The sequence below is a fragment of the Cytobacillus sp. IB215665 genome, from assembly GCF_033963835.1.
Lineage (GTDB): Bacteria > Bacillota > Bacilli > Bacillales > SM2101 > Nanhaiella.
Genome location: NZ_JAXBME010000021.1, coordinates 46639 through 68578, shown reverse-complemented (window position 1 = coordinate 68578; position 21940 = coordinate 46639). Strand labels below are relative to the sequence as shown.

The 21940-nt window shown below is 35.7% G+C and carries 20 protein-coding genes, 1 riboswitch and 1 other annotated feature; of the genes, 9 read left to right on the top strand and 11 right to left on the bottom strand.

What is annotated here, in order from left to right:
* The first annotated feature begins 19 nt into the window (after positions 1-19).
* Positions 20-277, top strand: a complete 258-nt coding sequence (locus tag SLH52_RS20055; RefSeq protein ID WP_320211005.1) for a helix-turn-helix domain-containing protein — start codon at positions 20-22, stop codon at positions 275-277.
* 661 nt (positions 278-938) lie between these two features.
* Here the strand turns inward: SLH52_RS20055 and SLH52_RS20050 are convergent.
* From SLH52_RS20050 to SLH52_RS20030, 5 genes are all read right to left on the bottom strand, one after another.
* Positions 939-1244 carry a rhodanese-like domain-containing protein gene (locus tag SLH52_RS20050; protein ID WP_320211015.1) on the bottom strand — a complete coding sequence of 102 codons (306 nt, stop codon included), beginning with the start codon at positions 1242-1244 and terminating at the stop codon, positions 939-941.
* A 353-nt stretch (positions 1245-1597) separates the two neighbouring features.
* Positions 1598-4015 (bottom strand): leucine--tRNA ligase, encoded by a 2418-nt coding sequence (leuS, locus tag SLH52_RS20045; RefSeq protein WP_320211004.1) that lies wholly within the window; start codon positions 4013-4015, stop codon positions 1598-1600.
* Between the two features lie 73 nt (positions 4016-4088).
* Positions 4089-4339 (bottom strand) — a binding site (T-box leader).
* 95 nt (positions 4340-4434) lie between these two features.
* On the bottom strand, positions 4435-5625 hold the full coding sequence (locus SLH52_RS20040) for an MFS transporter (RefSeq protein WP_320211003.1): 1191 nt from the start codon (positions 5623-5625) through the stop codon (positions 4435-4437).
* Positions 5626-6236: 611 nt separating this feature from the next.
* Positions 6237-6401, bottom strand: coding sequence for a glycogen biosynthesis protein GlgD (locus tag SLH52_RS20035; protein WP_320211002.1), 165 nt, complete (start codon positions 6399-6401; stop codon positions 6237-6239).
* Positions 6402-6428: 27 nt separating this feature from the next.
* Positions 6429-6692 carry a YtzC family protein gene (locus SLH52_RS20030; RefSeq protein ID WP_320211001.1) on the bottom strand — a complete coding sequence of 88 codons (264 nt, stop codon included), beginning with the start codon at positions 6690-6692 and terminating at the stop codon, positions 6429-6431.
* A gap of 218 nt (positions 6693-6910) precedes the next feature.
* Here SLH52_RS20030 and SLH52_RS20025 point away from each other — a divergent pair, with 218 nt between their 5' ends.
* Positions 6911-7873: a TIGR01212 family radical SAM protein gene (locus SLH52_RS20025; RefSeq protein ID WP_320211000.1), complete on the top strand. Its 963-nt coding sequence runs from the start codon at positions 6911-6913 to the stop codon at positions 7871-7873.
* On the top strand, positions 7870-8442 hold the full coding sequence (locus tag SLH52_RS20020; protein WP_320210999.1) for a class I SAM-dependent methyltransferase: 573 nt from the start codon (positions 7870-7872) through the stop codon (positions 8440-8442). Before SLH52_RS20025 ends, SLH52_RS20020 begins: the two co-directional genes overlap by 4 nt.
* A gap of 82 nt (positions 8443-8524) precedes the next feature.
* Here SLH52_RS20020 and SLH52_RS20015 read toward each other — a convergent pair whose 3' ends face one another.
* Both SLH52_RS20015 and SLH52_RS20010 read right to left on the bottom strand, forming a co-directional pair.
* Positions 8525-9622, bottom strand: a complete 1098-nt coding sequence (locus SLH52_RS20015) for a tetraprenyl-beta-curcumene synthase family protein (protein WP_320210998.1) — start codon at positions 9620-9622, stop codon at positions 8525-8527.
* Between the two features lie 17 nt (positions 9623-9639).
* Positions 9640-10440 (bottom strand): alpha/beta hydrolase, encoded by an 801-nt coding sequence (locus tag SLH52_RS20010; protein WP_320210997.1) that lies wholly within the window; start codon positions 10438-10440, stop codon positions 9640-9642.
* 271 nt (positions 10441-10711) lie between these two features.
* Between SLH52_RS20010 and SLH52_RS20005 the strand changes: the two genes are divergently transcribed.
* The 3 genes from SLH52_RS20005 to SLH52_RS19995 all read left to right on the top strand — a co-directional run bounded on the left by SLH52_RS20005 (position 10712) and on the right by SLH52_RS19995 (position 12682).
* Positions 10712-10999 carry a hypothetical protein gene (locus tag SLH52_RS20005; RefSeq protein ID WP_320210996.1) on the top strand — a complete coding sequence of 96 codons (288 nt, stop codon included), beginning with the start codon at positions 10712-10714 and terminating at the stop codon, positions 10997-10999.
* Positions 11000-11182: 183 nt separating this feature from the next.
* Positions 11183-11701 (top strand): gamma carbonic anhydrase family protein, encoded by a 519-nt coding sequence (locus SLH52_RS20000; protein WP_320211014.1) that lies wholly within the window; start codon positions 11183-11185, stop codon positions 11699-11701.
* 132 nt (positions 11702-11833) lie between these two features.
* The gene (locus SLH52_RS19995; RefSeq protein WP_320210995.1) at positions 11834-12682 is read left to right on the top strand and encodes a C39 family peptidase; all 849 of its coding nucleotides are present in this window, start codon (positions 11834-11836) and stop codon (positions 12680-12682) included.
* Between the two features lie 278 nt (positions 12683-12960).
* Here SLH52_RS19995 and asnB read toward each other — a convergent pair whose 3' ends face one another.
* Complete coding sequence (gene asnB / locus SLH52_RS19990) at positions 12961-14856, bottom strand: asparagine synthase (glutamine-hydrolyzing) (protein WP_320210994.1); 1896 nt, start codon at positions 14854-14856, stop codon at positions 12961-12963.
* 435 nt (positions 14857-15291) lie between these two features.
* On the opposite strand from asnB, the gene SLH52_RS19985 reads away from it, so the two are divergent.
* The gene (locus SLH52_RS19985; protein ID WP_320210993.1) at positions 15292-15501 is read left to right on the top strand and encodes a hypothetical protein; all 210 of its coding nucleotides are present in this window, start codon (positions 15292-15294) and stop codon (positions 15499-15501) included.
* Between the two features lie 196 nt (positions 15502-15697).
* On the opposite strand, the gene metK is transcribed toward SLH52_RS19985, so the two are convergent.
* Positions 15698-16906 (bottom strand): methionine adenosyltransferase, encoded by a 1209-nt coding sequence (gene metK, locus SLH52_RS19980; protein WP_320210992.1) that lies wholly within the window; start codon positions 16904-16906, stop codon positions 15698-15700.
* A gap of 164 nt (positions 16907-17070) precedes the next feature.
* Positions 17071-17217, bottom strand: a riboswitch (SAM riboswitch).
* Positions 17218-17452: 235 nt separating this feature from the next.
* Between metK and pckA the strand changes: the two genes are divergently transcribed.
* On the top strand, positions 17453-19048 hold the full coding sequence (gene pckA / locus SLH52_RS19975; RefSeq protein ID WP_320210991.1) for a phosphoenolpyruvate carboxykinase (ATP): 1596 nt from the start codon (positions 17453-17455) through the stop codon (positions 19046-19048).
* A 421-nt stretch (positions 19049-19469) separates the two neighbouring features.
* On the opposite strand, the gene SLH52_RS19970 is transcribed toward pckA, so the two are convergent.
* Together SLH52_RS19970 and SLH52_RS19965 are read right to left on the bottom strand one after the other, a co-directional pair.
* Positions 19470-19712 carry a DUF2584 domain-containing protein gene (locus SLH52_RS19970; protein WP_320210990.1) on the bottom strand — a complete coding sequence of 81 codons (243 nt, stop codon included), beginning with the start codon at positions 19710-19712 and terminating at the stop codon, positions 19470-19472.
* Positions 19713-19765: 53 nt separating this feature from the next.
* A complete protein-coding gene (locus SLH52_RS19965; protein WP_320210989.1) occupies positions 19766-20554 on the bottom strand; it encodes an alpha/beta hydrolase family protein in 789 nt (262 codons plus the stop codon).
* Between the two features lie 391 nt (positions 20555-20945).
* Between SLH52_RS19965 and SLH52_RS19960 the strand changes: the two genes are divergently transcribed.
* Positions 20946-21938 (top strand): ABC transporter substrate-binding protein, encoded by a 993-nt coding sequence (locus SLH52_RS19960; protein ID WP_320210988.1) that lies wholly within the window; start codon positions 20946-20948, stop codon positions 21936-21938.
* Positions 21939-21940: the final 2 nt, after the last annotated feature.

Genomic DNA, 21940 nt, shown 5'->3' with positions numbered 1-21940 from the left:
TGGATAGGAATGAAGAAATATGGGACGAAGAAGAAAATACGAAGATATTATTAAATCAGAGTATGTTAGTATTAGTGAGCTAGTCCAAATAACATCTGTTCGGTACAGTACTGTTAAATATTATACAGAAGAAGGATTGCTCCCTTTTGAACAAAAAGAAGAGAGATTAACTAGGCGTTACCCAAGAGAGTTGGCTTCATTGCGACTAAAGCATATAGTAGCTTTAAAGGAAAAGGGACTATCGATTACGGAAATTAAAGAGCATTTTAAGGTTTGACCTTTGTATCTAGCAAGGAGTAGACTTTCCAACACCTTTGATAGTTGAGAATCATTCCGATTGATCACGAAATTGCTCTAAAATTATGTCGCATAACCTTCAGGAACACAATTTATTACGAAATAAGCTATTTAGATATTAAAGGCACTAATTCTACCTAATTATTGTGTCATTTAAATTGAAGGAATTTCTAATTTTATAGTTATTAACATTATGAAAACCACCAAATCCAAGTAGGCATGGTGGTCTCCTCTTAAAAAAGGGCATTAATCAACCTATAAAATAAATAGAAACACTTCCTAATTCACACGCTTCTATATTATAGAAACATAAGTACCGCAGAGCATCCATATAAGCTCAAATTTTTTTCTATACTGCCTCCCCTGTGTTCCAGTCTAATAGACCAGGAACATATAACTTTCTTTTAAGGTAATATTGAAATACTATATTTCCGCAAAAAACCTTCTTCTTCTAATATTATAATTTTTTTCAAACCTAAAGTACTATATGAGTATAAACCCCAATAGTATTTGAATAATAACTGAAATATAAGACTTATTAAGACTTTATTCGTCGAACAAAAAGAAAAAGCATGCTTTGATAAAAATCAACCAAAGCATGCTTATGCCATATTCTATAACATCCAGCGGTTACACTATTCTTATGCTTTATCCCCGGACCATTCTAACATACCACCAACCATATTTTTCACATTATAACCTTGCTGCTGCATGTATTGACATACACGCTCACTTCGCGCACCAGAACGACATATGAATATATATTCTTCTTCTTTTGAAAAGTGATCGAGATGATTAGGGATATCTCCCATTTTTATATGCTTGGCACTAGGAATAATACCTGTAGCTACTTCATCATCTTCTCTCACATCTACTAAGTTTAGCTTTTCTTCTCTATTCAACTTCTCTTCTAACTCCACTGTTGAAATCTCTTTTACCGAATTCACCATATAGAAAAATGCCTCCTTTAATAAAAAACGTTTCCACATTTATTATAGTTTTAAGTATGCACAAAGGATCAAAAAAATATCTCTTTGTAAAATAAAGCAAAGCACCTTAAATCGAAATGACAACAATACGCTATAGCCCACAAAGTGTGGGCTATTTTTAAAAGGAATTTGTGGCGCTCGTCTTTTAAATAGACTGTTTTCGCATTAATTGTTGCTTTTCGTCCATAGACATAGGCACTTATACAACTAGCGTTCGTCGCACCTTTTCTTTTGTACAACGATAACTAACATATAAAACCACTTTTCATAGGAATGATAGCTACAAAGTTTACGAAAAGAGCCATTAAATATTAATTTGCAACAATGTTAACTAATTTTCCAGGAACAGCAATGACTTTACGTACTGTTTTCCCTTCAATTTGTTCTTTTACCTTCATGTCATCCATAGCGATTTGTTCAAGTTGTTCTTTTGAAATCTCAGTAGGGACATTCAACTTGGCACGAACTTTTCCGTTAATTTGTACAACAATCTCAACTTCATTATCAACTAGCTTAGCTTCATCGTAAGCAGGCCATGCGCTATATGCAATCGTTTCGGAATGTCCTAGCTTTTCCCACAGTTCTTCAGCTACATGTGGGCATATAGGTGCAAACAGTTTTACAAAGCCTTCGATATAACGTATTGGTAAATCATCAGCTTTGTACGCTTCATTGATAAATACCATCAACTGTGAAACAGCAGTATTAAACCTTAGCCCCTCATAGTCTTCCGTTACTTTTTTTACAGTTTGGTGATACGTTTTCTCTAATGCACCAGTATTGTCATTAGCAACGATTTTCGAGCTTAAGTTGTCGTTATCATCCATAATTAATCTCCACACGCGGTCTATAAAACGACGAGCTCCATCTAAGCCAGTTGTTGACCATGCAATTGATGCATCAAGTGGGCCCATGAACATTTCATATAACCTCAGTGTGTCAGCTCCGTGACTAGCGACTATGTCATCTGGATTAACAACATTCCCTTTTGATTTACTCATTTTTTCATTGTTTTCCCCAAGAACCATACCTTGGTTAAATAATTTTTGGAAAGGTTCTTTCGTTGGTACAACACCGATATCGTATAAGAACTTATGCCAGAATCGAGCATAAAGCAAATGTAATACAGCATGCTCTTGCCCACCAATATATATATCGACCGGCAACCAATCTTCTAATTTTTTTGGATCAGCTAACTTTTCTTCATTTGCTGGGTCAATATAACGCAAATAATACCAGCAACTTCCTGCCCAGTTAGGCATCGTATTTGTTTCACGACGACCTTTTCTTCCAGTCTTTTCATCAACCACACTTACCCATTCAGTAATTTTTGCTAGAGGTGATTCTCCCGTACCTGAAGGTTTAATGTCGTCAACTTTTGGAAGTGTTAACGGTAATTCCTCTTCCGGGATCGCTTCAATAGAGCCGTCTTCCCAATGGATGACCGGTATTGGCTCTCCCCAGTATCTTTGACGACTAAACAACCAATCACGAAGGCGATAAGTAATCTTCTTTTCCCCTCGACCATTTGCTACTAACCATTCAATCATTTTAGAAATGGCCTCTTCTTTACTTAACCCGTTAAGGAAATCTGAATTCACATGTTCACCGTCTCCAGTGTATGCTTCCTCAGAAACATTGCCACCTGCTACAACTTCTGTAATCTCCAGTCCAAATTTTGTGGCAAACTCCCAGTCACGCTCGTCATGTCCTGGAACAGCCATAATCGAACCAGTACCATAGCTCATCAACACATAATCTGCGATCCAAATCGGCATTTTTTCTTTGTTTACTGGATTTATAGCATACGCACCTGTAAACACACCTGTTTTATCTTTAGCCAAATCTGTCCGCTCTAAATCACTTTTGCTTTTTACTTTGTCTACATATACATTCACTGCTTCCTTTTGCTCATTAGTTGTAATAATGTCTACTAAAGGATGCTCTGGTGAAAGTACAGCATAAGTAGCACCGAATAAAGTGTCGGGACGAGTAGTAAACACTGTGAATGTTTCCTCTGAATTTGCAATATTAAAAGTAACCTCAGCACCTTCTGAACGTCCGATCCAATTGCGTTGCATATCCTTTACGCTTTCAGGCCAGTCTAGATCATCTAAATCTTCTAATAAACGATCAGCATAAGCAGTAATTTTTAACATCCATTGCTTCATTGGACGCCGTTCAACAGGATGACCTCCTCTTTCACTTTTACCATCGATCACTTCTTCATTAGAAAGTACTGTACCGAGAGCTGGACACCAGTTCACTGCAACTTCATCAATATAAGCTAACCCTTTTTCATAAAGCTTTAAGAAAATCCATTGTGTCCACTTATAATAGTTTGGATCAGTCGTATTCACTTCACGGTCCCAATCATATGAAAAACCTAAAGATTTAATTTGGCGACGAAAAGTTTTAATATTATGTTCAGTAAATTCAGCTGGATCATTCCCTGTATCTAATGCATATTGCTCCGCAGGTAAGCCAAATGCATCCCAGCCAATTGGATGTAAAACGTTAAAACCTTGCATGCGCTTCATTCTAGATATAATATCAGTTGCGGTATACCCCTCAGGGTGACCTACATGAAGACCTGCTCCAGAAGGGAACGGAAACATATCTAAAGCATAAAAATTTTCTTTACCTTTATCTTCAGATGTTTTGAATGTTTTGTTCCCTTCCCAAAATGATTGCCACTTCTGTTCAATTTGTTCATGATTAAAGCTCATTGTATTTCCTCCTTACGAACATCTTAATTACAAATTTAACCATTTAATTAAATTAAAAAACCTCCCATCCCTAAAAAGGGACGAGAGGATTAGAATTAATTCTTCCCGCGGTACCACCCACATTAGTGTCATAATCTGACACTCGCTTTTCATTCCATAACGCGGACAACGGCAAGCATTACTTTCGAGGATTTGAGAATACCTCCTAATTTTCACACTTGCAACTTAAAGGTGAGTTCATGAATATACAACGTCTGGCTTGCACCACCCGCCAGCTCTCTATTACGTGTAACATTCATTACTATTCCTTATCACTGTTGTTATATCATTATCTTTCATCATTATTATGTATTGTATAGAATTTAAAATAAAACTGCAAGTTGTATATAGAAATTTATTCAAAACTAACAAATTACCTATCACATCATCTTGATTTCCTCTTGTTGATTTTGTCGGTTTAACCTGTAATCATATGAGGTAGTCGTTATAATTGATATCACCAAGAAAATCATTAAAACGATGAATAATATATTCATTCCATAAATATCAGCCAGCAATCCACCAAGGAGTGGTCCAACCATTCTTCCCCCTGTAGCTGTGCTATTTACAATACCTTGATAAAATCCTTCTCGTCCCTCAGGCGCAAGTTGATGAGCAATAGTTGGAACAGCTGGCCATACTAACATTTCACCAATTGTTAAGATTACCATCGCAGTAATAAAAGAGGAATATTCCGACGCATTCGCAACGACAATGAATGAACAAATAAATATGATGTTTCCGACAACTATCTGAGATTTCAATGTTTTTGCAAAGCGTTTTACAAAAGCAGATACTAATGGTTGCCCCAAGACGATTAATATTCCATTGATTGTCCACAGCACACTGTATTGCTTTAAGCTAATATTTAATTCCTGAGTATATGTTGATATCGTTGTGGACCACTGCACATATCCAGCCCAGCATAATAAATACCCGACGCAAAGAATAATTAATGAATAAAAGTTAACCTTACTTTTCCTTGCTATTGTTTCTGTGTCATGGTTAGCAGATCTTTTCCCTTTAACATCTAACCGTCGATACCATATTACTCCAATTACAGAGAAGATTAAGTACAATAGACCACTTGACATAAACGTATAAGTAAATGAATATGACGCAATAAATCCACAAAGTGCTGTACCAAGTGCTACACCTATATTTTGAGCAACATAAATTGCATTAAATGCTTTCCTTTCGCCCTCAGGCCACACCGCACCAGCTAGAGCATACATAGCTGGAAAAATGATCCCCGAGCCGAATCCTATAATTATTAATAACAATACAAAATGAGGCCAATCATGAAAGAATATCAACATAATTGAGGCACATAAAGTAACAGATACACCTAAAATGATTGTTTTAAAGCTGCCAAACTTATCATAAATGACTCCACCTAATAAATTTCCTACTACACCAGCAGCTGAATTAAACATAATAACAACACCTGCTGTTGTTAAGCTTTTACCTAAATAATCATGAACATAAATTGTACTTAAAGGCCACAGAAACGATGACCCTGTAACTAAAATTGCCATACCAACCACAACAAAATACAATGACCGAGGCATTAAAATTCCTCCTCATACGGTTTTAAATTGTTACATAAATTGTTATATAGTTCACCGGACATATTGTATTCTCTCTAAGCTAGAACAGCAATAAAAAACTAGACCACTTCTAAAATTTGTTGCATTTTACATACATAACACCAGGACAATAAGTAAACGGTTTTATAGAAGAAAAGACACCTAAAAAAAGGATAACATGAAAGGCAACAAAACACCCTAAAATCGCCCAGAACAAACTTGAAAATATTCATTGAAAATCCCTAACTGTTCACACTATTGCTAATTAACGAAGGCTGTTTTCGTAAGATTTCATCATATCTTTTCTACTTATACAGTTATTGAGCTCTCATAAAACTCATCATACTGTCCAAGTCTAAGTATTACTGTCTTTTGCAATGATTGTTTTTTCATACTAAGGTATAAATTCAAGCGTTCTTGTTATCTGTTCTTCTGTACATAGATGACTAACATATACAACAAATTTTAATGATACTAAATTGGTAACAAGCAATGTTTACAAAAATCTTTAGTAAACATTGCAATAAAGTTTACTAAAAGAGCTTAACAAAAGCAGTGCTCATAATTACTAACACTGCTTTCTAATTATTACTTTATTTATTTTTGTGTTGTTTTGATGTTACTGGTTGCCCCTTTTCGGCGTAATTTCGTTTAGCAATTTTTTTAGGATCGAACTCACGACCTAATTCAATATCATTATTATTTATTCCATTTTTCGTTTTCTGTTCAGGATTGTTTTGTTTAGATCTTTTTTTCATAATACCCTCCAGCTATATTGAAAATTCCTAATGATCTTGTAAAATCATCTCGTTCTGTAGTTCCTGAATTTGTAACCGCATTCTGTGCAATTGTTCTTTTTGTTGGGCATTACAGCTAAGGGCAAGATGAGCTAAATCATTATTTGCATTCTCTAGCTGCTGCTGAGCTTGGGAAAACTCATAATCATTGTAATGTTCTTGTCTTCTCGCCTCAGTTAATTGCTCTTCTGCAAAGTTTAATGTTTCTTCACACCTGTGAATAAATTCTTGTACTGACTGACGTGTAGCCATCTACCTACTTGCCTCCTTTATTTCGATTTTAATTCAATAATTAGTTTTACCTATTCGTTCTTTTCTATCATTTATGACTCCATCTAATCATTTCCAACACAATAATTACATTTGTATAAATTTTATTAATCGTGATAAAATGCTTAAGATATGGATGTTGGCTAAGTTACAACCTATTTGTGCTATTCTTTGGAAATTTATATAAGGAGGTTACTGACTTGACTCAGAATAACCTATTTCAATATGCTACTGATGATAAACGATACCATACTTGGAATTACCATTTACGACAAACATTTGGCCATAAAGTTTTTAAGGTTGCCTTAGATGGAGGATTTGACTGCCCCAATCGAGACGGCACTGTTGCACATGGAGGATGCACATTTTGTAGTGCAGCAGGCTCTGGAGATTTTGCAGGAAATCGTGTTGATGATCTTATTACGCAATTTCACTCAATAAAAAATAAAATGCATGATAAATGGAAAGACGGTAAATATTTAGCTTATTTCCAAGCATATACGAATACACATGCCCCTGTTGATGTCTTAAGGGAAAAATTCGAATCTGTGTTAAGTTTAGATGGAGTTGTTGGACTATCAATTGCAACAAGACCTGATTGCTTGCCTGATGATGTAGTAGAATATTTAGCAGAATTAAATGAGAAAACATATTTATGGGTGGAGCTAGGATTACAGACGATGCACCAACGTACAGCCGATCTTATTAATCGAGCACATGATTTAGCTTGCTATGTTGAGGGCGTACAGAAGCTTAGAAAGCACAATATTAATATTTGTTCTCATATTATAAACGGCTTACCTCAAGAAACAAACGAAATGATGATGGAAACGGCTAAATTTGTTGCTGGATTGGACGTTCAAGGCATGAAAATTCATCTATTACACTTGTTAAAAGGGACACCTATGGTCAAACAATACGAAAAGGGCTTACTTGAATTTTTATCATTCGAGGATTATGTTAATTTAGTATGTGACCAGTTGGAGATTTTACCACCTGAAATGGTCATTCACCGTATTACCGGTGATGGTCCAATCGATTTAATGGTTGGTCCAATGTGGAGTGTGAATAAGTGGGAAGTTCTTAATGCAATTGATGCGGAACTAAAGCGTCGTGACAGCTATCAAGGTAAGCACGCAGTAAACAAGGTAAGCATTAAATGAAATTAGAACGTGTCTTACCGTATATGAGAACATTATTACAAGCAACATTATCTAAAGGTGATCTCGCAATCGATGCGACTGTTGGAAATGGTAATGATACATTATTTCTATCCCAGCTTGTCGGAGAATCTGGACATGTATATGGGTTTGATATTCAAGAACAAGCAATTTTAAATACTACTAAGCTGTTAGAAAATCATGATGTTTATAACAGAGTTACACTATATGAGGCTAGTCATGATACAATCATCGATACGATCCCAAATCAGCTACACGGTCATATAAAAGCAGCCGTATTTAATTTAGGATATTTGCCTGGAGGAAATAAGGAAATTGTAACAAAGCCCACTAGTACTCTTCAAGCTCTAGAACAGTTGTTATCGGTTTTGGCGGTAGGAGGAATTATTATAATTGTTATATATTCTGGGCACCCTGAAGGAAAAATTGAGCGTGATGAAATATTACATTATGCTTCCACTCTCAATCAAAAGAATGCCAGTGTATTACAATATAAGTTTATTAATCAAGTTAATAATCCACCTTTTATTATTGCAATTGAAAAACGCTAAAGCCCAATATAAATTGGGCTTTAGTCGTGTTATTGTAAGAAAATCATTTCTTTATCCGAATTACATTACAAAATGGTATACCCTAATTCGTTTTCGCTGTCGCCACATTCAAATTTGGTTTCCAACGTTGTAGCCTTCGATATGCTCGACCATTAAAATAAAAAAACTTTGATATTGATCCGCCAAGCTTAATAATCTTCTTAGCTGCTTGCTTAACTTCCTTTTGTTTACTAACTTTTTCATCTGATAAATAAATGCCTAATAACCCTCTGTTAATTAGACGATGGAACTTCTCGTCAGGTAACCCAGCTGTATTTTTGTCTGCCTCTTCAACAAAATGGATAAATCTCTGAATCATTTGTTCCTGATTCCTATAATAAAAACAAAAATTCAAATCTCCACCTTGTCGATCTTCTTCCTGGTCAATAAAATAATCCAGTAGTATGTGCAGACCTTGAATATATGGAAAATAACTATTACGAATTTTTTGCGCCATACCTTCTTCAAAATAGTCATTAAATGAATAGGCAACTAAACAAAAGATTCCTAATGTAGATCCTGAACAAGCTGAAAATTCGTACCACTCCATTTGTGGTAACTGCGATTCATAATCTTCAAACCACTTTTCTAAACGTGGTACCCGTTCTTCGACAGTTACATGTTTATGGACTTGTAGATCACAATAGTAAAGAGATAGCTCTAGTAAATAAGGAGCAATCTGTTCATAATGCTTACTCTTTTGTAAAATTCTTTGACAAGTAGTTACTAAATCATGTAAATATCCACCATCAGCTTGTTCATCACGGTATCTATAATAATTTTCCTTCTCACTGTGAATTGTAAGTGCATGCGGCATTGAATTATGTAAGGCACGAAAATCGTTTGGATCAAGTGATGTACTGCGATCGCATAAATTATCTAAATAATCACTGATCGTTTGATATGCGACAATGAATTCTATACAATCATCTAGGTGCTCTTTGGCAAGCAGTGCCAAAATAGACCCACCTTCACAATGAAATGTCTTGTCATTTATACTAGCAATTGCCTGCTTTCTAAGCTCTTTATTCGGTATATTTTCCGCTTTGTGTCGCCAATATGCTAAATAATGATGTACAGTAGGTAATACCTCTTTATACACTTTTTTCATCAAGCCTACTGGTTCACTTGGTATTTTCAAAAAATCACCTCTATGTATCAATTCAAGTTTTCATATAGCTTAATTTCTTTTTCAACAAAACTTTTTGCGAAGTTAAACACATTTTCACGTTCTGGTTCATTAAAGATTTCATGGTATAAACCAATCCACTCTTTATATGTTTTATCTGTACATTTTACGTGATCAAACCACTCTTTTACAACAACTTTATCAACAATTTTATCGCTACCACCTTGCATTAGCAACAAAGGTATATCAGGTAGTTTATGAATATTTCGATAAGCGAGTTTCATGGCCTTCAATAATTCATGATACCAACGAACCGACACTTTTGTAACGTACAAAGAATCATTATTATCCTGCTCTTGAATATCTTTATTACGAGTTGCTATTTCAGCAGATAACTTTGCTTCAAAAAGTTTTTCAGGAAATAGGTAATTTAACCCCTTTGAGACCCACTCCAAACCCTTTGGAGGATGTTCCACTAGCCCTAAGCAAGGAGAAGAAAGCATTAAACCCTGAATAGGTAATTGTTTTTCCTGCATGGCTCTAATTGCAACAAGTCCACCCATACTATGACCTAATATAAAAACAGGGAGGTTAAATGTAAGTGCTTCTTGCACCCACATTTCTATTTCCTCTATATAATCATCAAAAGAATCAATATGACCACGATGTCTTCTTCTTGACGTACCTTGTCCAGGTAAATCCCCCATCGCAACATGCATACCGACCGACCTCCACATCTCCAGAAGCCACTTATACCTCCCTATATGCTCACAAGCACCATGAATGATCACGATCACCCCTAGAGGCTGTTCAGCATGCCATAATCTCATTATGATCCCCCCTTAATCGTATAATAAATTCATTTCGAATGTGTTAATAATTTGTTACACTTATTTAAAACTATACTTAGTAAGAAATGTGGAAGTGCCTTGTTCATCTCCGACAAGCGCTGGAACCATTACTCATGAAGGCGTTTTTTGCCTTCGGGTGTATTGGTGAAGCGACTCGAGGAGATAGGCACTGCAGCTGGACAGCTAGAAATGCGAAGCCGACTTGTACAGCCTCGAAAAGCGTTGGAGTCAATTACCATGAAGGCGCTTTTTGCCTATGTGGACATTGGCGAAACGACTCGAGTGGCTAGGAGGCGCAGCTGGACAGCTAGAAATGTGGAAGTGCCCTGTTCATCTCCGACAAGCGCTGGAACCATTACTCATGAAGGCGTTTTTTGCCTTCGGGTGTATTGGTGAAGCGACTCGAGGAGATAGGCACTGCAGCTGGACAGCTAGAAATGCGAAGCCGACTTGTACAGCCTCGAAAAGCGTTGGAGTCAATTACCATGAAGGCGCTTTTTGCCTATGTGGACATTGGCGAAACGACTCGAGTGGCTAGGAGGCGCAGCTGGACAGCTAGAAATGTGGAAGTGCCCTGTTCATCTCCGACAAGCGCTGGAACCATTACTCATGAAGGCGTTTTTTGCCTTCGGGTGTATTGGTGAAGCGACTCGAGGAGATAGGCACTGCAGCTGGACAGCTAGAAATGCGTTTATTACTAATAATGAAAGGGATTGTGAACATGATCTATCCGTACAAAGGTGTAACCCCTACAATAGCAAATACTGCATTTATTGCTGATTACGTTACAATCACTGGTGATGTATCTATAGGTGATGAGTGTTCAATATGGTTTAATACTGTAATTCGTGGAGATGTAGCACCAACTATTTTAGGCAACCGTGTTAATATTCAAGATAACTCTGTTTTACATCAAAGTCCCAATAAGCCTTTGATATTAGAAGATGATGTGACAGTTGGCCATCAAGTGATTCTCCATAGTTCGATTATTCGTAAAAAAGCATTAATTGGTATGGGCTCCATTGTTCTTGATGGAGCAGAGATCGGGGAAGGCGCATTTATTGGAGCGGGAAGCCTTGTACCACAAGGTAAGACTATTCCACCTTATACATTAGCCTTTGGACGTCCTGCAAAAGTTATTAGGAAATTAACTGAAGATGATCTAAAAGAAATGCGCAGAATTCGCAGTGAATATGTAGAAAAGGGCCAATATTATAAGAATCTACAAGATAATCAATAATATGCAGAGCATCTAAAGTTGAAATATTCATTCTGTTTGAAGTGGGGATATTCTAGCAGAAAATCATAAATTCAACAATAGAATTACAATAGCTACAATAGACTTGTATTATATAATATTTGAGGAGAAAAAATGGTATTTTTATTTTGGCTACTAATTGTTATCATAATCGGGTATCTTTTATACCTTTACAAAACTCAAAAAAAAGCATGGAAAACAATTACATCCTGTATACTCGTTCTATTCATATTATGTATTATTTTGCTCATAAAAAAACTACCTGTGTCGACATTGAGAGAAGCAAATCATACTTCGGTAGAAGCTCAAGCACCTGAAAATGATGTTGAAATCATACAAAATACGATGATAAAAATCAAAAATTCTGTACTATTACAAGCACCAGCGCTTTCACAACTTCCTGAACTTCCTCGTGGTTGTGAAGTAACAGCATTAGCAATGTTTTTACAATATGCGGGTGTCGTTGTTGATAAAATGGAATTAGCTGAAGAGGTAGCAAAAGATCCAACACCATACAAAAAGGAAAATGGCATTATTTCTTATGGACATCCAAACAATGGGTTTGTAGGAGATATGTATTCTCGTAATAATAGAGGATATGGTGTGTATGTTAAACCAATAAAACAGCTTGCTGAGCAATATTTACCTTCAAAGATCATTGATCTAACTGATCGTGACTTCAAAGAAATTGAAATGTATTTATCAATTGGATCACCTGTATGGGTGATTACTAATACTACATATCAAAAATTATCTAATGACAAATTTGAACACTGGGAAACTCCAGATGGAAAAATAAAAATTACTTATTTTGAACACTCGGTTCTAATTACAGGGTACGATTCAGAGTTCATCTATTTTAATGACCCTCTTACTGGTGAAAAAAATAAAAAAGTTCCTAGAGACCATTTCATCGCAGCTTGGCAGCAAATGGGGAGTCAGGCCATTACCTACATGGAGTAATGACCTGACTTTTTTCATGCATGTCTGTTTTCGCATTCTCGCAAAATAGTATCTTCTTTCATCGGATATAAAAGTACTTCTAACTCTTCTCTATAAGTGATAATGGTACAAATTTAAGAATATGAAAGGACAAATTTTTATGTAAGCTCTATTAAGTGTTTATGGAATTATCCATTAACGATGCTGCGCCATTTTTTCCAAATACAAAAAGCGCCTTCGAGTGAACCAACTCTAGCGCTTCTCGTGAGGGTGCAAGACACTTGCACTTATCTTATAGTTTAAACTGTTTCATTTGCTCTCTCATACATTGACTCGAAATCAAACTTCTTTTCAATATAAATTTGATGCCAAATCATAAATATAACAACTGTCCAAATCTTCCTACTGTAATCACCTTTATTAGCACAATGATCATCTAATAGTGATAAAAGTACCTCTTTATTAAAGATATGATCTGTTTCACTAGTTTGAATGATCTGTTTTACCCAGTCGTACATCTCATCTTTCAGCCAGTGACGAATTGGTACTGGAAAACCTAGCTTCTTTCTTTGTAGCACGTGAGCTGGTACAATTCCTTCAACAGCTTTGCGTAAAATATACTTCGTTGTATTTTGAGCTGTTTTCATTTCTGGTGAAATTTTTGAAGCCACTTTGAAAACTTCTTTATCTAAAAAGGGAACACGTAATTCAAGTGAATGAGCCATCGTCATTTTATCTGCCTTTAATAAAATATCACCACGCAACCACGTATGAATATCAATGTACTGCATTTTGTTTACAGGTTCATAACCTTGAATATCCTCATAAAATGGTGCTGTAATCTTTCGGTAGTCTAGTTGTGATTTATAGTCGCGTAAAAGCTTACGTTTATCCGCTTCTTCAAACATTTTGGCATTACCAATGTACCGCTCCTCCATTGGTGTTATACCTCGCTCAATAAAGCTTTTTCCCTTCACACCATCCGGTAACATTGTAGCAATTTTAGCAAGAGCAGATTTTGCAAAGTTAGGTAAGTTACTAAACATTTCTAAAGATTGTGGCTCACGATAAATGTTATATCCACCAAACAATTCATCTGCACCTTCTCCAGATAATACAACAGTAACATGTTTTCTAGCTTCTCTAGCAACAAAATATAACGGAACTGCTGCAGGGTCAGCAAGCGGATCGTCCATATGCCAAATAATTTTTGGAAGCTCTTGCATATACTCTTCTGGAGAAATAACATAGCTTATATTTTCTAAACCAAGCTTTGCAGCTGTCTCCTTCGCTACATCTATTTCACTGAAACCATCACGTTCAAAGCCTACAGAAAAAGTTTTAATATTAGGGTGAAATTCCTTTGCAATTGATGCGATAATCGAAGAATCGATTCCTCCTGAAAGAAACGACCCAACAGGCACATCACTACGCATATGTATTTTCACTGAATCGTATAATACATCACGAATTTCCTTGATAAGCTTTTCCTCTGACTTATGCATCGTTTGAAAACTAGCTTTCCAATATTGAGAGATAATCATGGGCTCTCCTATTTTTTTTGTAAAGCAGTGCCCAGGCTCCAATTTACGAATGCCATATGACATCGTTTCCGGTTCAGGTACATATTGATATGTTAAATAGTTTTGCAACGCCTCATAGTTTATTAAGCCGTTCTTCAGCGCTGCCAAAATACTCTTTTTTTCTGATGCAAAATACGTTAAATCATCCTGCTCCATATAGAAAAACGGTTTAATTCCAAATTGATCTCTTGCCCCAAATAAAGTCTTCGTCTCTTTATCCCAAATTACGAATGCAAACATTCCTCTTAGCTTTTCTACAGCCTTTTCCTTTTCATGGCTATAAAGTGCTAATATAACTTCTGTATCAGAGCTCGTATTAAAATGAAAGCCTTCCTTAACTAAAGATTCACGAAGCTCTACATAATTATATATTTCACCGTTAAAGATTATCCAATAACGTTCATTTTCATAAGTAAGAGGTTGATGTCCCCCTTCAAGATCAATAATACTTAAACGTCTAAAACCTAGCTGAATATGTTCATCGAAATAAAACCCTTCATCGTCTGGTCCTCTATGAGTAATAATATTATTCATATTTTCAAACAATGCTTTGTCATTTTCATGACGTTGATGATTTGCTGTATTGTTTACACAGCCAATGAATCCACACATTATGTAAGTCACCTACTAATTCGTATTTATATATTTAAGAATTATATCATATTTGGCTAGTGAATTGAGAGTGTTAGTAGTATACACAATTTTCCTTTTAATTTAATCAGAAAGGTCCTTTTCGTAAACTTTGTTGCTATTTTTACTAAAAGTCTTTTTGTAAACTCTGTTGCTATTGTTACCAAATTAATACCATAAAAAGTGGTTTTATACGTTAGTCATCGTTGTACAGAAGAAATGATGCCACGGACACTAAATGTATAAGTATTTATTTCTTAAATTGAAAAATAGCCTTCAATGCGAAAATAGCCTTCTGCAAAAATAATCGCTCCTACATTTCGCTTAATATTAATTATTTTCTTTCATTTATAAAGGAAATTTTAATTAGAGTAGAGAAATAGTTTTTAAAATTCTGAAAAATCAGGAGGGTTACTTGTGGACTATCGTGAACATGAGGTACTAAAATTCATTAACGTAAATTTTCCTAACCTAGAACTTGAAATTCAGAACTTGTCTTTGTTTCCTTTTGGCAAACGAATAATTGATATTAATGGCTATGAGATATTCGTTTACTACTGTCCTTTTTCTGATAGTGTTAAAACGATATTTCCTAATGTAGCAGAAGTAAGAGCCCATCTTAGTTAATACCTATAAAAAATATTGTCATTCATAGTGAGGGCAGACCTCACATACAGAATATGTTGTATGTGAGGTCTGCCCTTTAGTTATTGCTTTGTAGTTATTTATTAAGGTACTTTTGTTAATTTTGTTGCTATTGTCATTTAAGTAGAGCAGCAATAATGATACTGAAAAGCAACAATCAATCCGAAAGCAACCTTTATTAATTACTTCGAGATAATGCTTGTTCTTTTAACACTTCTGCTTTATCAGTACGTTCCCACGTAAGATCAACATCAGTACGTCCAAAATGTCCATATGCTGCTGTTTGCTTATAAATTGGACGTCGTAAATCAAGCATATTTATAATCCCAGCTGGACGTAAGTCAAAATTATTACGAATGAGGTCAACTAAAACTTCATCAGCAACCTTACCTGTTTCGAATGTATTTACTGAAATGGATACAGGCTGTGCGACCCCGATTGCATATGCTAACTGAACTTCCAACTTATCAGCTAAGCCAGCTGCCACCAAATTCTTTGCAACATAACGTGCAGCATATGCAGCTGATCGATCAACTTTTGTAGGATCCTTACCAGAGAATGCTCCCCCTCCGTGACGGGCATATCCTCCATACGTATCAACAATTATTTTGCGCCCTGTTAATCCGGCGTCTCCTTGTGGACCACCTATTACAAATCGACCTGTCGGATTTATAAAGTATTTTGTATCAGCATCAATCAATTCTTTAGGAACAACATGGCTTATAACATGCTCCTTAATGTTTCGTTGAATTTGTTCTAATGTGATCTCTGGGTGATGTTGAGTAGAAATTACAATCGTATCTATGCGAACTGGTTTATTATTTTCATCATACTCAACAGTTACTTGGGTCTTACCATCTGGTCGTAAATATGGAAGAATTTCTTCTTTTCTTACCTTTGTTAAGCGTTGTGCCAATTTATGAGCTAATGAGATTGGTAACGGCATTAATTCTTTTGTTTCATTACAAGCATATCCGAACATTAAGCCCTGGTCACCAGCTCCAATTGCATCTATCTCTTCATCTGTCATTGACCCTTCACGAGCTTCAAGTGCTTGATCGACACCCATTGCAATGTCAGGCGATTGCTCATCAATAGATGTTAATACCGCACAGGTTTCTGAATCAAAACCATATTTTGCACGTGTGTAGCCGATGGTCCGTACAGTTTCACGTACGATCTTAGGAATATCAACATACGTCGATGTAGTAATTTCCCCAGCAACCAAGGCCATCCCTGTTGTCACGGTCGTTTCGCATGCAACACGAGCGTTAGGGTCATTTGTTAAGATAGCATCAAGAATGGAATCTGATATTTGGTCACAAATTTTATCAGGGTGACCTTCAGTTACAGATTCAGAAGTAAATAAGTGACGTTTTTTTGTCATAGCTTTTCCTCCTTTATGAAGCAAACTACTTCATATAGTTATATTTTGAAACGGAACTCATTCCCATATTACTTTCCAAAATTTCAAACTTTTTACTGGAAATAAATAAAACCTCTCCTACAAATCATGAGGAAAGGTTTGACATACTCGATTCACGCCTTTCACTCTTATCGTTCAAGACAAGTGCCTTGCACCAGGTTAGCACCTTATCACAATTAAGAACAAAGCAGATTATTTTCTCATAATCTGAAAATATAGTGATGGTTGCTGGGCTTCATAGGGCCTGTCCCTCCACCAGCTCGGGATAAGAGAGTATCCGTTCAACACAATATATTAACGTAGTAAACAGTATCATGTCAACATAGTTAAGAGCTGAATTGTTCATTAAATTATCGTTATGTATCTTTTACAAAGAATGGTACGATTATGTTGAATCCAGTATAAAATAATTATAAATAGTATAGACTATTTGAGTTAATGTGTTATACTATTTTTAAGTTATGAATTGTTAACGACATTATTAAAACGTAAAGGAAGGTTTTGATCATGAATTCTGTTAGTGTATCATGCGAATTATCAAGTTTACTAGCTCGTAAAAATACATTACACAATTTATCCGTCCCTACTCTCGTTGAAAGTGTGTTAAATAGAAAAGAAGGCACTTTAACTTCTTCAGGTGCCATACTATCTACAACAGGAAAATATACTGGACGATCACCAAAAGATAAATATATTGTAGATGAGCCATCTACAAGAGGTAAAATAGATTGGGGAACAGTAAATCAGCCTATTTCACAGGAATCATTTGACAATCTCTATAATAAAGTACTCGATTATTTAGCTAACAAAGATGAAATTTATGTATTTAATGGGTTCGCAGGTGCTGATAAAAAATATCAACTTCCTATTCAAGTGATTAATGAATATGCATGGCACAATTTATTTGCACATCAGCTATTTATTCGTCCTACTGAGGAGGAATTACAATCGCATACCGCTGACTTCACTGTCATTTCTGCGCCAAATTTCAAAGCAGACCCTGCAATTGATGGAACAAGATCGGAAACATTTATTATTATTTCATTTGAAAAACGCACAGTGCTTATAGGTGGAACAGAGTATGCAGGTGAGATGAAAAAATCAATATTTTCTGTCATGAACTACCTTCTCCCTGAAAAAGAGATTTTATCCATGCATTGTTCAGCCAATATTGGTCAAGAAGGAGATGTCGCTTTATTCTTCGGGTTATCAGGAACGGGAAAAACAACCCTTTCAGCTGATGCGAACAGACGGTTAATAGGGGACGATGAACATGGATGGTCAGCAAATGGAGTGTTTAATATAGAGGGTGGCTGTTACGCCAAGTGTATAAACTTATCCCGAGAGAAGGAACCACAGATTTACGATGCGATTCGATTCGGTTCAGTACTAGAAAATGTCATCGTTGATGATTGCTCAAGAAACCCTGATTATGACAATTCTTCTCTAACAGAAAACACTCGAGCTGCTTACCCTATACAAGCAATCGATAATATCATTTTTCCTAGCATTGCAAGTCACCCTAATACGATCATTTTTTTAACAGCTGATGCTTTCGGTGTTTTACCTCCTATTAGTAAACTATCGAAGGAACAAGCAATGTACCATTTTCTAAGTGGGTATACGAGTAAGCTTGCTGGAACAGAGCGAGGAATCACTTCTCCACAAGCTACATTTTCAACTTGCTTTGGTTCACCATTCTTACCATTGCCAGCTACACGTTATGCAAAAATGTTAGGTGATAAGATTGATGAACATGGTGCTCAAGTATACCTTGTGAATACAGGCTGGACTGGTGGAGAATATGGTGTAGGTAACCGAATGAAACTTGAATTTACTCGTTCAATGGTACGTTCTGCTTTAGAAGGAGAATTAACCAATGTTGAAACAATAAAAGAAGGTATATTTGGTTTAGAAATACCATTACATGTTCCCGGTGTACCTGATGATGTACTACAGCCAATAAAAACATGGGCAAATCAACAAGAATACGTTGATAAAGCAACTGAACTAGCAGCAAAATTCCAAGAGAACTTTAAAAAGTTTAGTAATATTGATGAGAAGATAGAACAATTAGGTGGACCTTCATTAATAGCTAACTAATTACTTACTACTCTATATACACTTTCATCATGCATGATACTTAGAATAATAATAACAACAAAGGGTCTGACCCCATTAATAAAAATGGGTCTGACCCTTTTACTCTTTACTAAGGTTAGTATTATTGTAATCATTCGTCTAGGATTGCTGTATGCGAACAAAGTAATCAACACTAATTTCTTATTCTTCTTTTCTTTATAAAAGGCTGTTTTTCAGATTGATTGTTGCCTTAGTTCTAAGATACACGTTTACAGGCATCTTTTCTACTTTTACATATCAAGCTCTCATAAAACTCAGCATTATCACATTATTAGTAAAAACAACTACATCGTTTACGAAAAGAGCCTTACTGTTAAATGTTGTACAACAGCCTCAAAATGTAAAAAAGCATTGATTTTGCCGGATAAAGTATCCCAATCCCTTAGTTTGTTGAATGTAAAGAAATCAGCCGGTAAGTGATCACAGTTTTATTATTTTCTAATTCAACCTTATCAATTACCCCTTCTCCACTTATATCTCCCCCTATAGTTCTTTTTACCTCTAATGGGATGTCGAGTGGATATAGACGGTAACCTGTTTTTTCTAGAGTGAAAATATTTTCTCCTAACCTTTTTTCTTTTCCCTTCGTAACAATCATTGTATTTAATTCAAGAGGCATACCCATTTTAAACGCTCCTTTAACATAGTTATCCTTTTATGACTATTTTATCATGGTGCTTATTGATTTTTCATCCACTCAGTAAGTCTTTTTACAATTTTTCTATTTTCAGCAGGAGGAAAGTAATGGGTATATTCGTCAAAATACCATGTAGTTACGCTTTTATTAAGCTCTTTCAGTCTATTTTCAAGTCTATATGCATGTTGTATGGTCACATTGCTATCGTTTTTACCATGGATAATTAAAATAGGTGCATGTAATTGTTCTAGCGTATAGAGAGGTGTACGTATTTTGTATCTATCTGGATACTTATTAGGTGTTCCTCCAATAACTCTTTTCAGCATACGTCGTAGATCAATTCTTTCGTTATATGTAAGTGTCATATCAGAAACACCACCCCAAGTTACAACTGATTTTACATTGTGTTCTATAATCCCTGTGAAAAGTGCCATGACACCTCCACGTGAAAAACCAAATACATGAATCCTATCTTCAAAAACGCTATCAAGCTGTTCTAGTACTCGGTAACTTGCAACGGCATCATGCCTATCATTACCAGCAAAGTCTTCATTACCTTCTCCGCCTTGATTTCCACGATAAAAAGGCGCCATGACTACAAAACCTTCTGAAGCAAATTGGACGATGCGCCCAACACGAACTTTACCAACATTTTTTATTCCGCCTCTTAAATATAAAAAACCATCATGCTTACCTACTCTTTTCGGTTCGGCTAATAATCCCTTCACTTTCAAACCGTTACTTAAATATGTTAATTCATATAAAAGGATATTTGGATTAGGCGAAGGTAACCGCTGTCTTTCAATAACATGTCCATCTCTACATTCCAAGCTGATCCCCTCCTTCTACTTCAGAATATAGCATGGAAAAGTATTTATGTTGTTTATGCTGTGATAAACACAATGTATTAATTAAGCAACGATTGTTACTAATCCTGAACAGCTAGTTTGACTTTGAGATGTACGATGATAACAAGAAGGATGGTTGTAGAACAATTTATCTCTTAGGTCGAAAAACAACAATCTCTGGGGAAACAATCAAAATAAGTAACTAAAGTTATTATGAGCTTCTATGTTAAATTCTCTACATACTATTTTCACATGTCAACTACTCTACATTCTAACAGTGTAAGTATTGAAGTGACATTCATAGGCGTTCACCTTTTCGAATGGTGCTTCATAAACTATCTTAGCTTAGAAAAGTATATAGGAGGAACTGGCAATGAAGAAAAAAATAAGCTTTATATTTCTTGTAGCATTTCTAATCTTCATACCATTGTCTGGGTGTAATGAACAACAAATACAAAAATTACGTGTTGCTGAAGTAACCCATTCAATATTTTATGCCCCACAGTATGTTGCATTTTCTGAAGGATTCTTTGAAAAGGAAGGGCTGGAAGTAGAGTTGACAACGACATGGGGTGGCGATAAAACGATGACAACTTTGCTATCTGACGGTGCCGATATTGCATTAGTTGGCTCAGAAACGACAATATACGTCCATGCTCAAGATGCTAATGATCCTGTAATAAATTTTGCTCAACTAACTCAAACCGATGGGACTTTTTTAGTTTCACGCACTAACATCAATAATTTTTCCTGGGACCAACTGAAAGGAAGTACTTTCCTCGGTCAACGCAAAGGTGGTATGCCGCAAATGGTTGGAGAGTTCGTATTAAAGAATCAGGGTATTGATCCACACAAAGATTTAGATTTAATTCAAAATATTGAATTTGCTAATATTGCAAGCGCATTTGCAGCTGGAACAGGAGATTATGTGCAGCTTTTCGAACCAACAGCAAGTATATTTGAACAAGAAGGAACAGGATATATTATTGCATCATTTGGCAAGGAGTCTGGATATGTTCCATATACTACCTTTATGGCAAAAAGCAGCTTTATGGAAGAAAATAGTGAAGCAATAGAAAAGTTTACTCGAGCGATATATCAAGCACAACAATGGGTTGACTCTCATGATGCAGCAGAAATTGCACAATCAATTCATACCTTTTTTGAGGATACATCAATAGAATTAATTGAAACAGTAGTTGATCGATACAAAAGTCAAGGCTCATATGCTACCAATCCAATCTTGGATGCAACTGAATGGAATAACCTTCAAGACATAATGGATGAAGCTGGCGAACTACCTTTACGAGTAGATCATGAAACATTAGTCAACACTGATATTGCTGAAAAGGTGATGTCCAAATAAGA

Excerpts from the sequence above, each read along its gene's own strand:
- SLH52_RS20035 (WP_320211002.1), bottom strand. The coding sequence starts at position 6,401 with ATGAAAAAAAGATCTAAACAAAACAATCCTGAACAGAAAACGAAAAAT.
- SLH52_RS20010 (WP_320210997.1), bottom strand. The coding sequence starts at position 10,440 with ATGAGATTATGGCATGCTGAACAGCCTCTAGGGGTGATCGTGATCATT.
- asnB (WP_320210994.1), bottom strand. The coding sequence starts at position 14,856 with ATGTGTGGATTCATTGGCTGTGTAAACAATACAGCAAATCATCAACGT.
- SLH52_RS20040 (WP_320211003.1), bottom strand. The coding sequence starts at position 5,625 with ATGCCTCGGTCATTGTATTTTGTTGTGGTTGGTATGGCAATTTTAGTT.
- SLH52_RS19960 (WP_320210988.1), top strand. The coding sequence starts at position 20,946 with ATGAAGAAAAAAATAAGCTTTATATTTCTTGTAGCATTTCTAATCTTC.
- pckA (WP_320210991.1), top strand. The coding sequence starts at position 17,453 with ATGAATTCTGTTAGTGTATCATGCGAATTATCAAGTTTACTAGCTCGT.
- SLH52_RS20000 (WP_320211014.1), top strand. The coding sequence starts at position 11,183 with ATGATCTATCCGTACAAAGGTGTAACCCCTACAATAGCAAATACTGCA.
- SLH52_RS20055 (WP_320211005.1), top strand. The coding sequence starts at position 20 with ATGGGACGAAGAAGAAAATACGAAGATATTATTAAATCAGAGTATGTT.
- SLH52_RS20030 (WP_320211001.1), bottom strand. The coding sequence starts at position 6,692 with ATGGCTACACGTCAGTCAGTACAAGAATTTATTCACAGGTGTGAAGAA.
- SLH52_RS19995 (WP_320210995.1), top strand. The coding sequence starts at position 11,834 with ATGGTATTTTTATTTTGGCTACTAATTGTTATCATAATCGGGTATCTT.
- SLH52_RS19970 (WP_320210990.1), bottom strand. The coding sequence starts at position 19,712 with ATGGGTATGCCTCTTGAATTAAATACAATGATTGTTACGAAGGGAAAA.
- leuS (WP_320211004.1), bottom strand. The coding sequence starts at position 4,015 with ATGAGCTTTAATCATGAACAAATTGAACAGAAGTGGCAATCATTTTGG.
- SLH52_RS20020 (WP_320210999.1), top strand. The coding sequence starts at position 7,870 with ATGAAATTAGAACGTGTCTTACCGTATATGAGAACATTATTACAAGCA.
- metK (WP_320210992.1), bottom strand. The coding sequence starts at position 16,906 with ATGACAAAAAAACGTCACTTATTTACTTCTGAATCTGTAACTGAAGGT.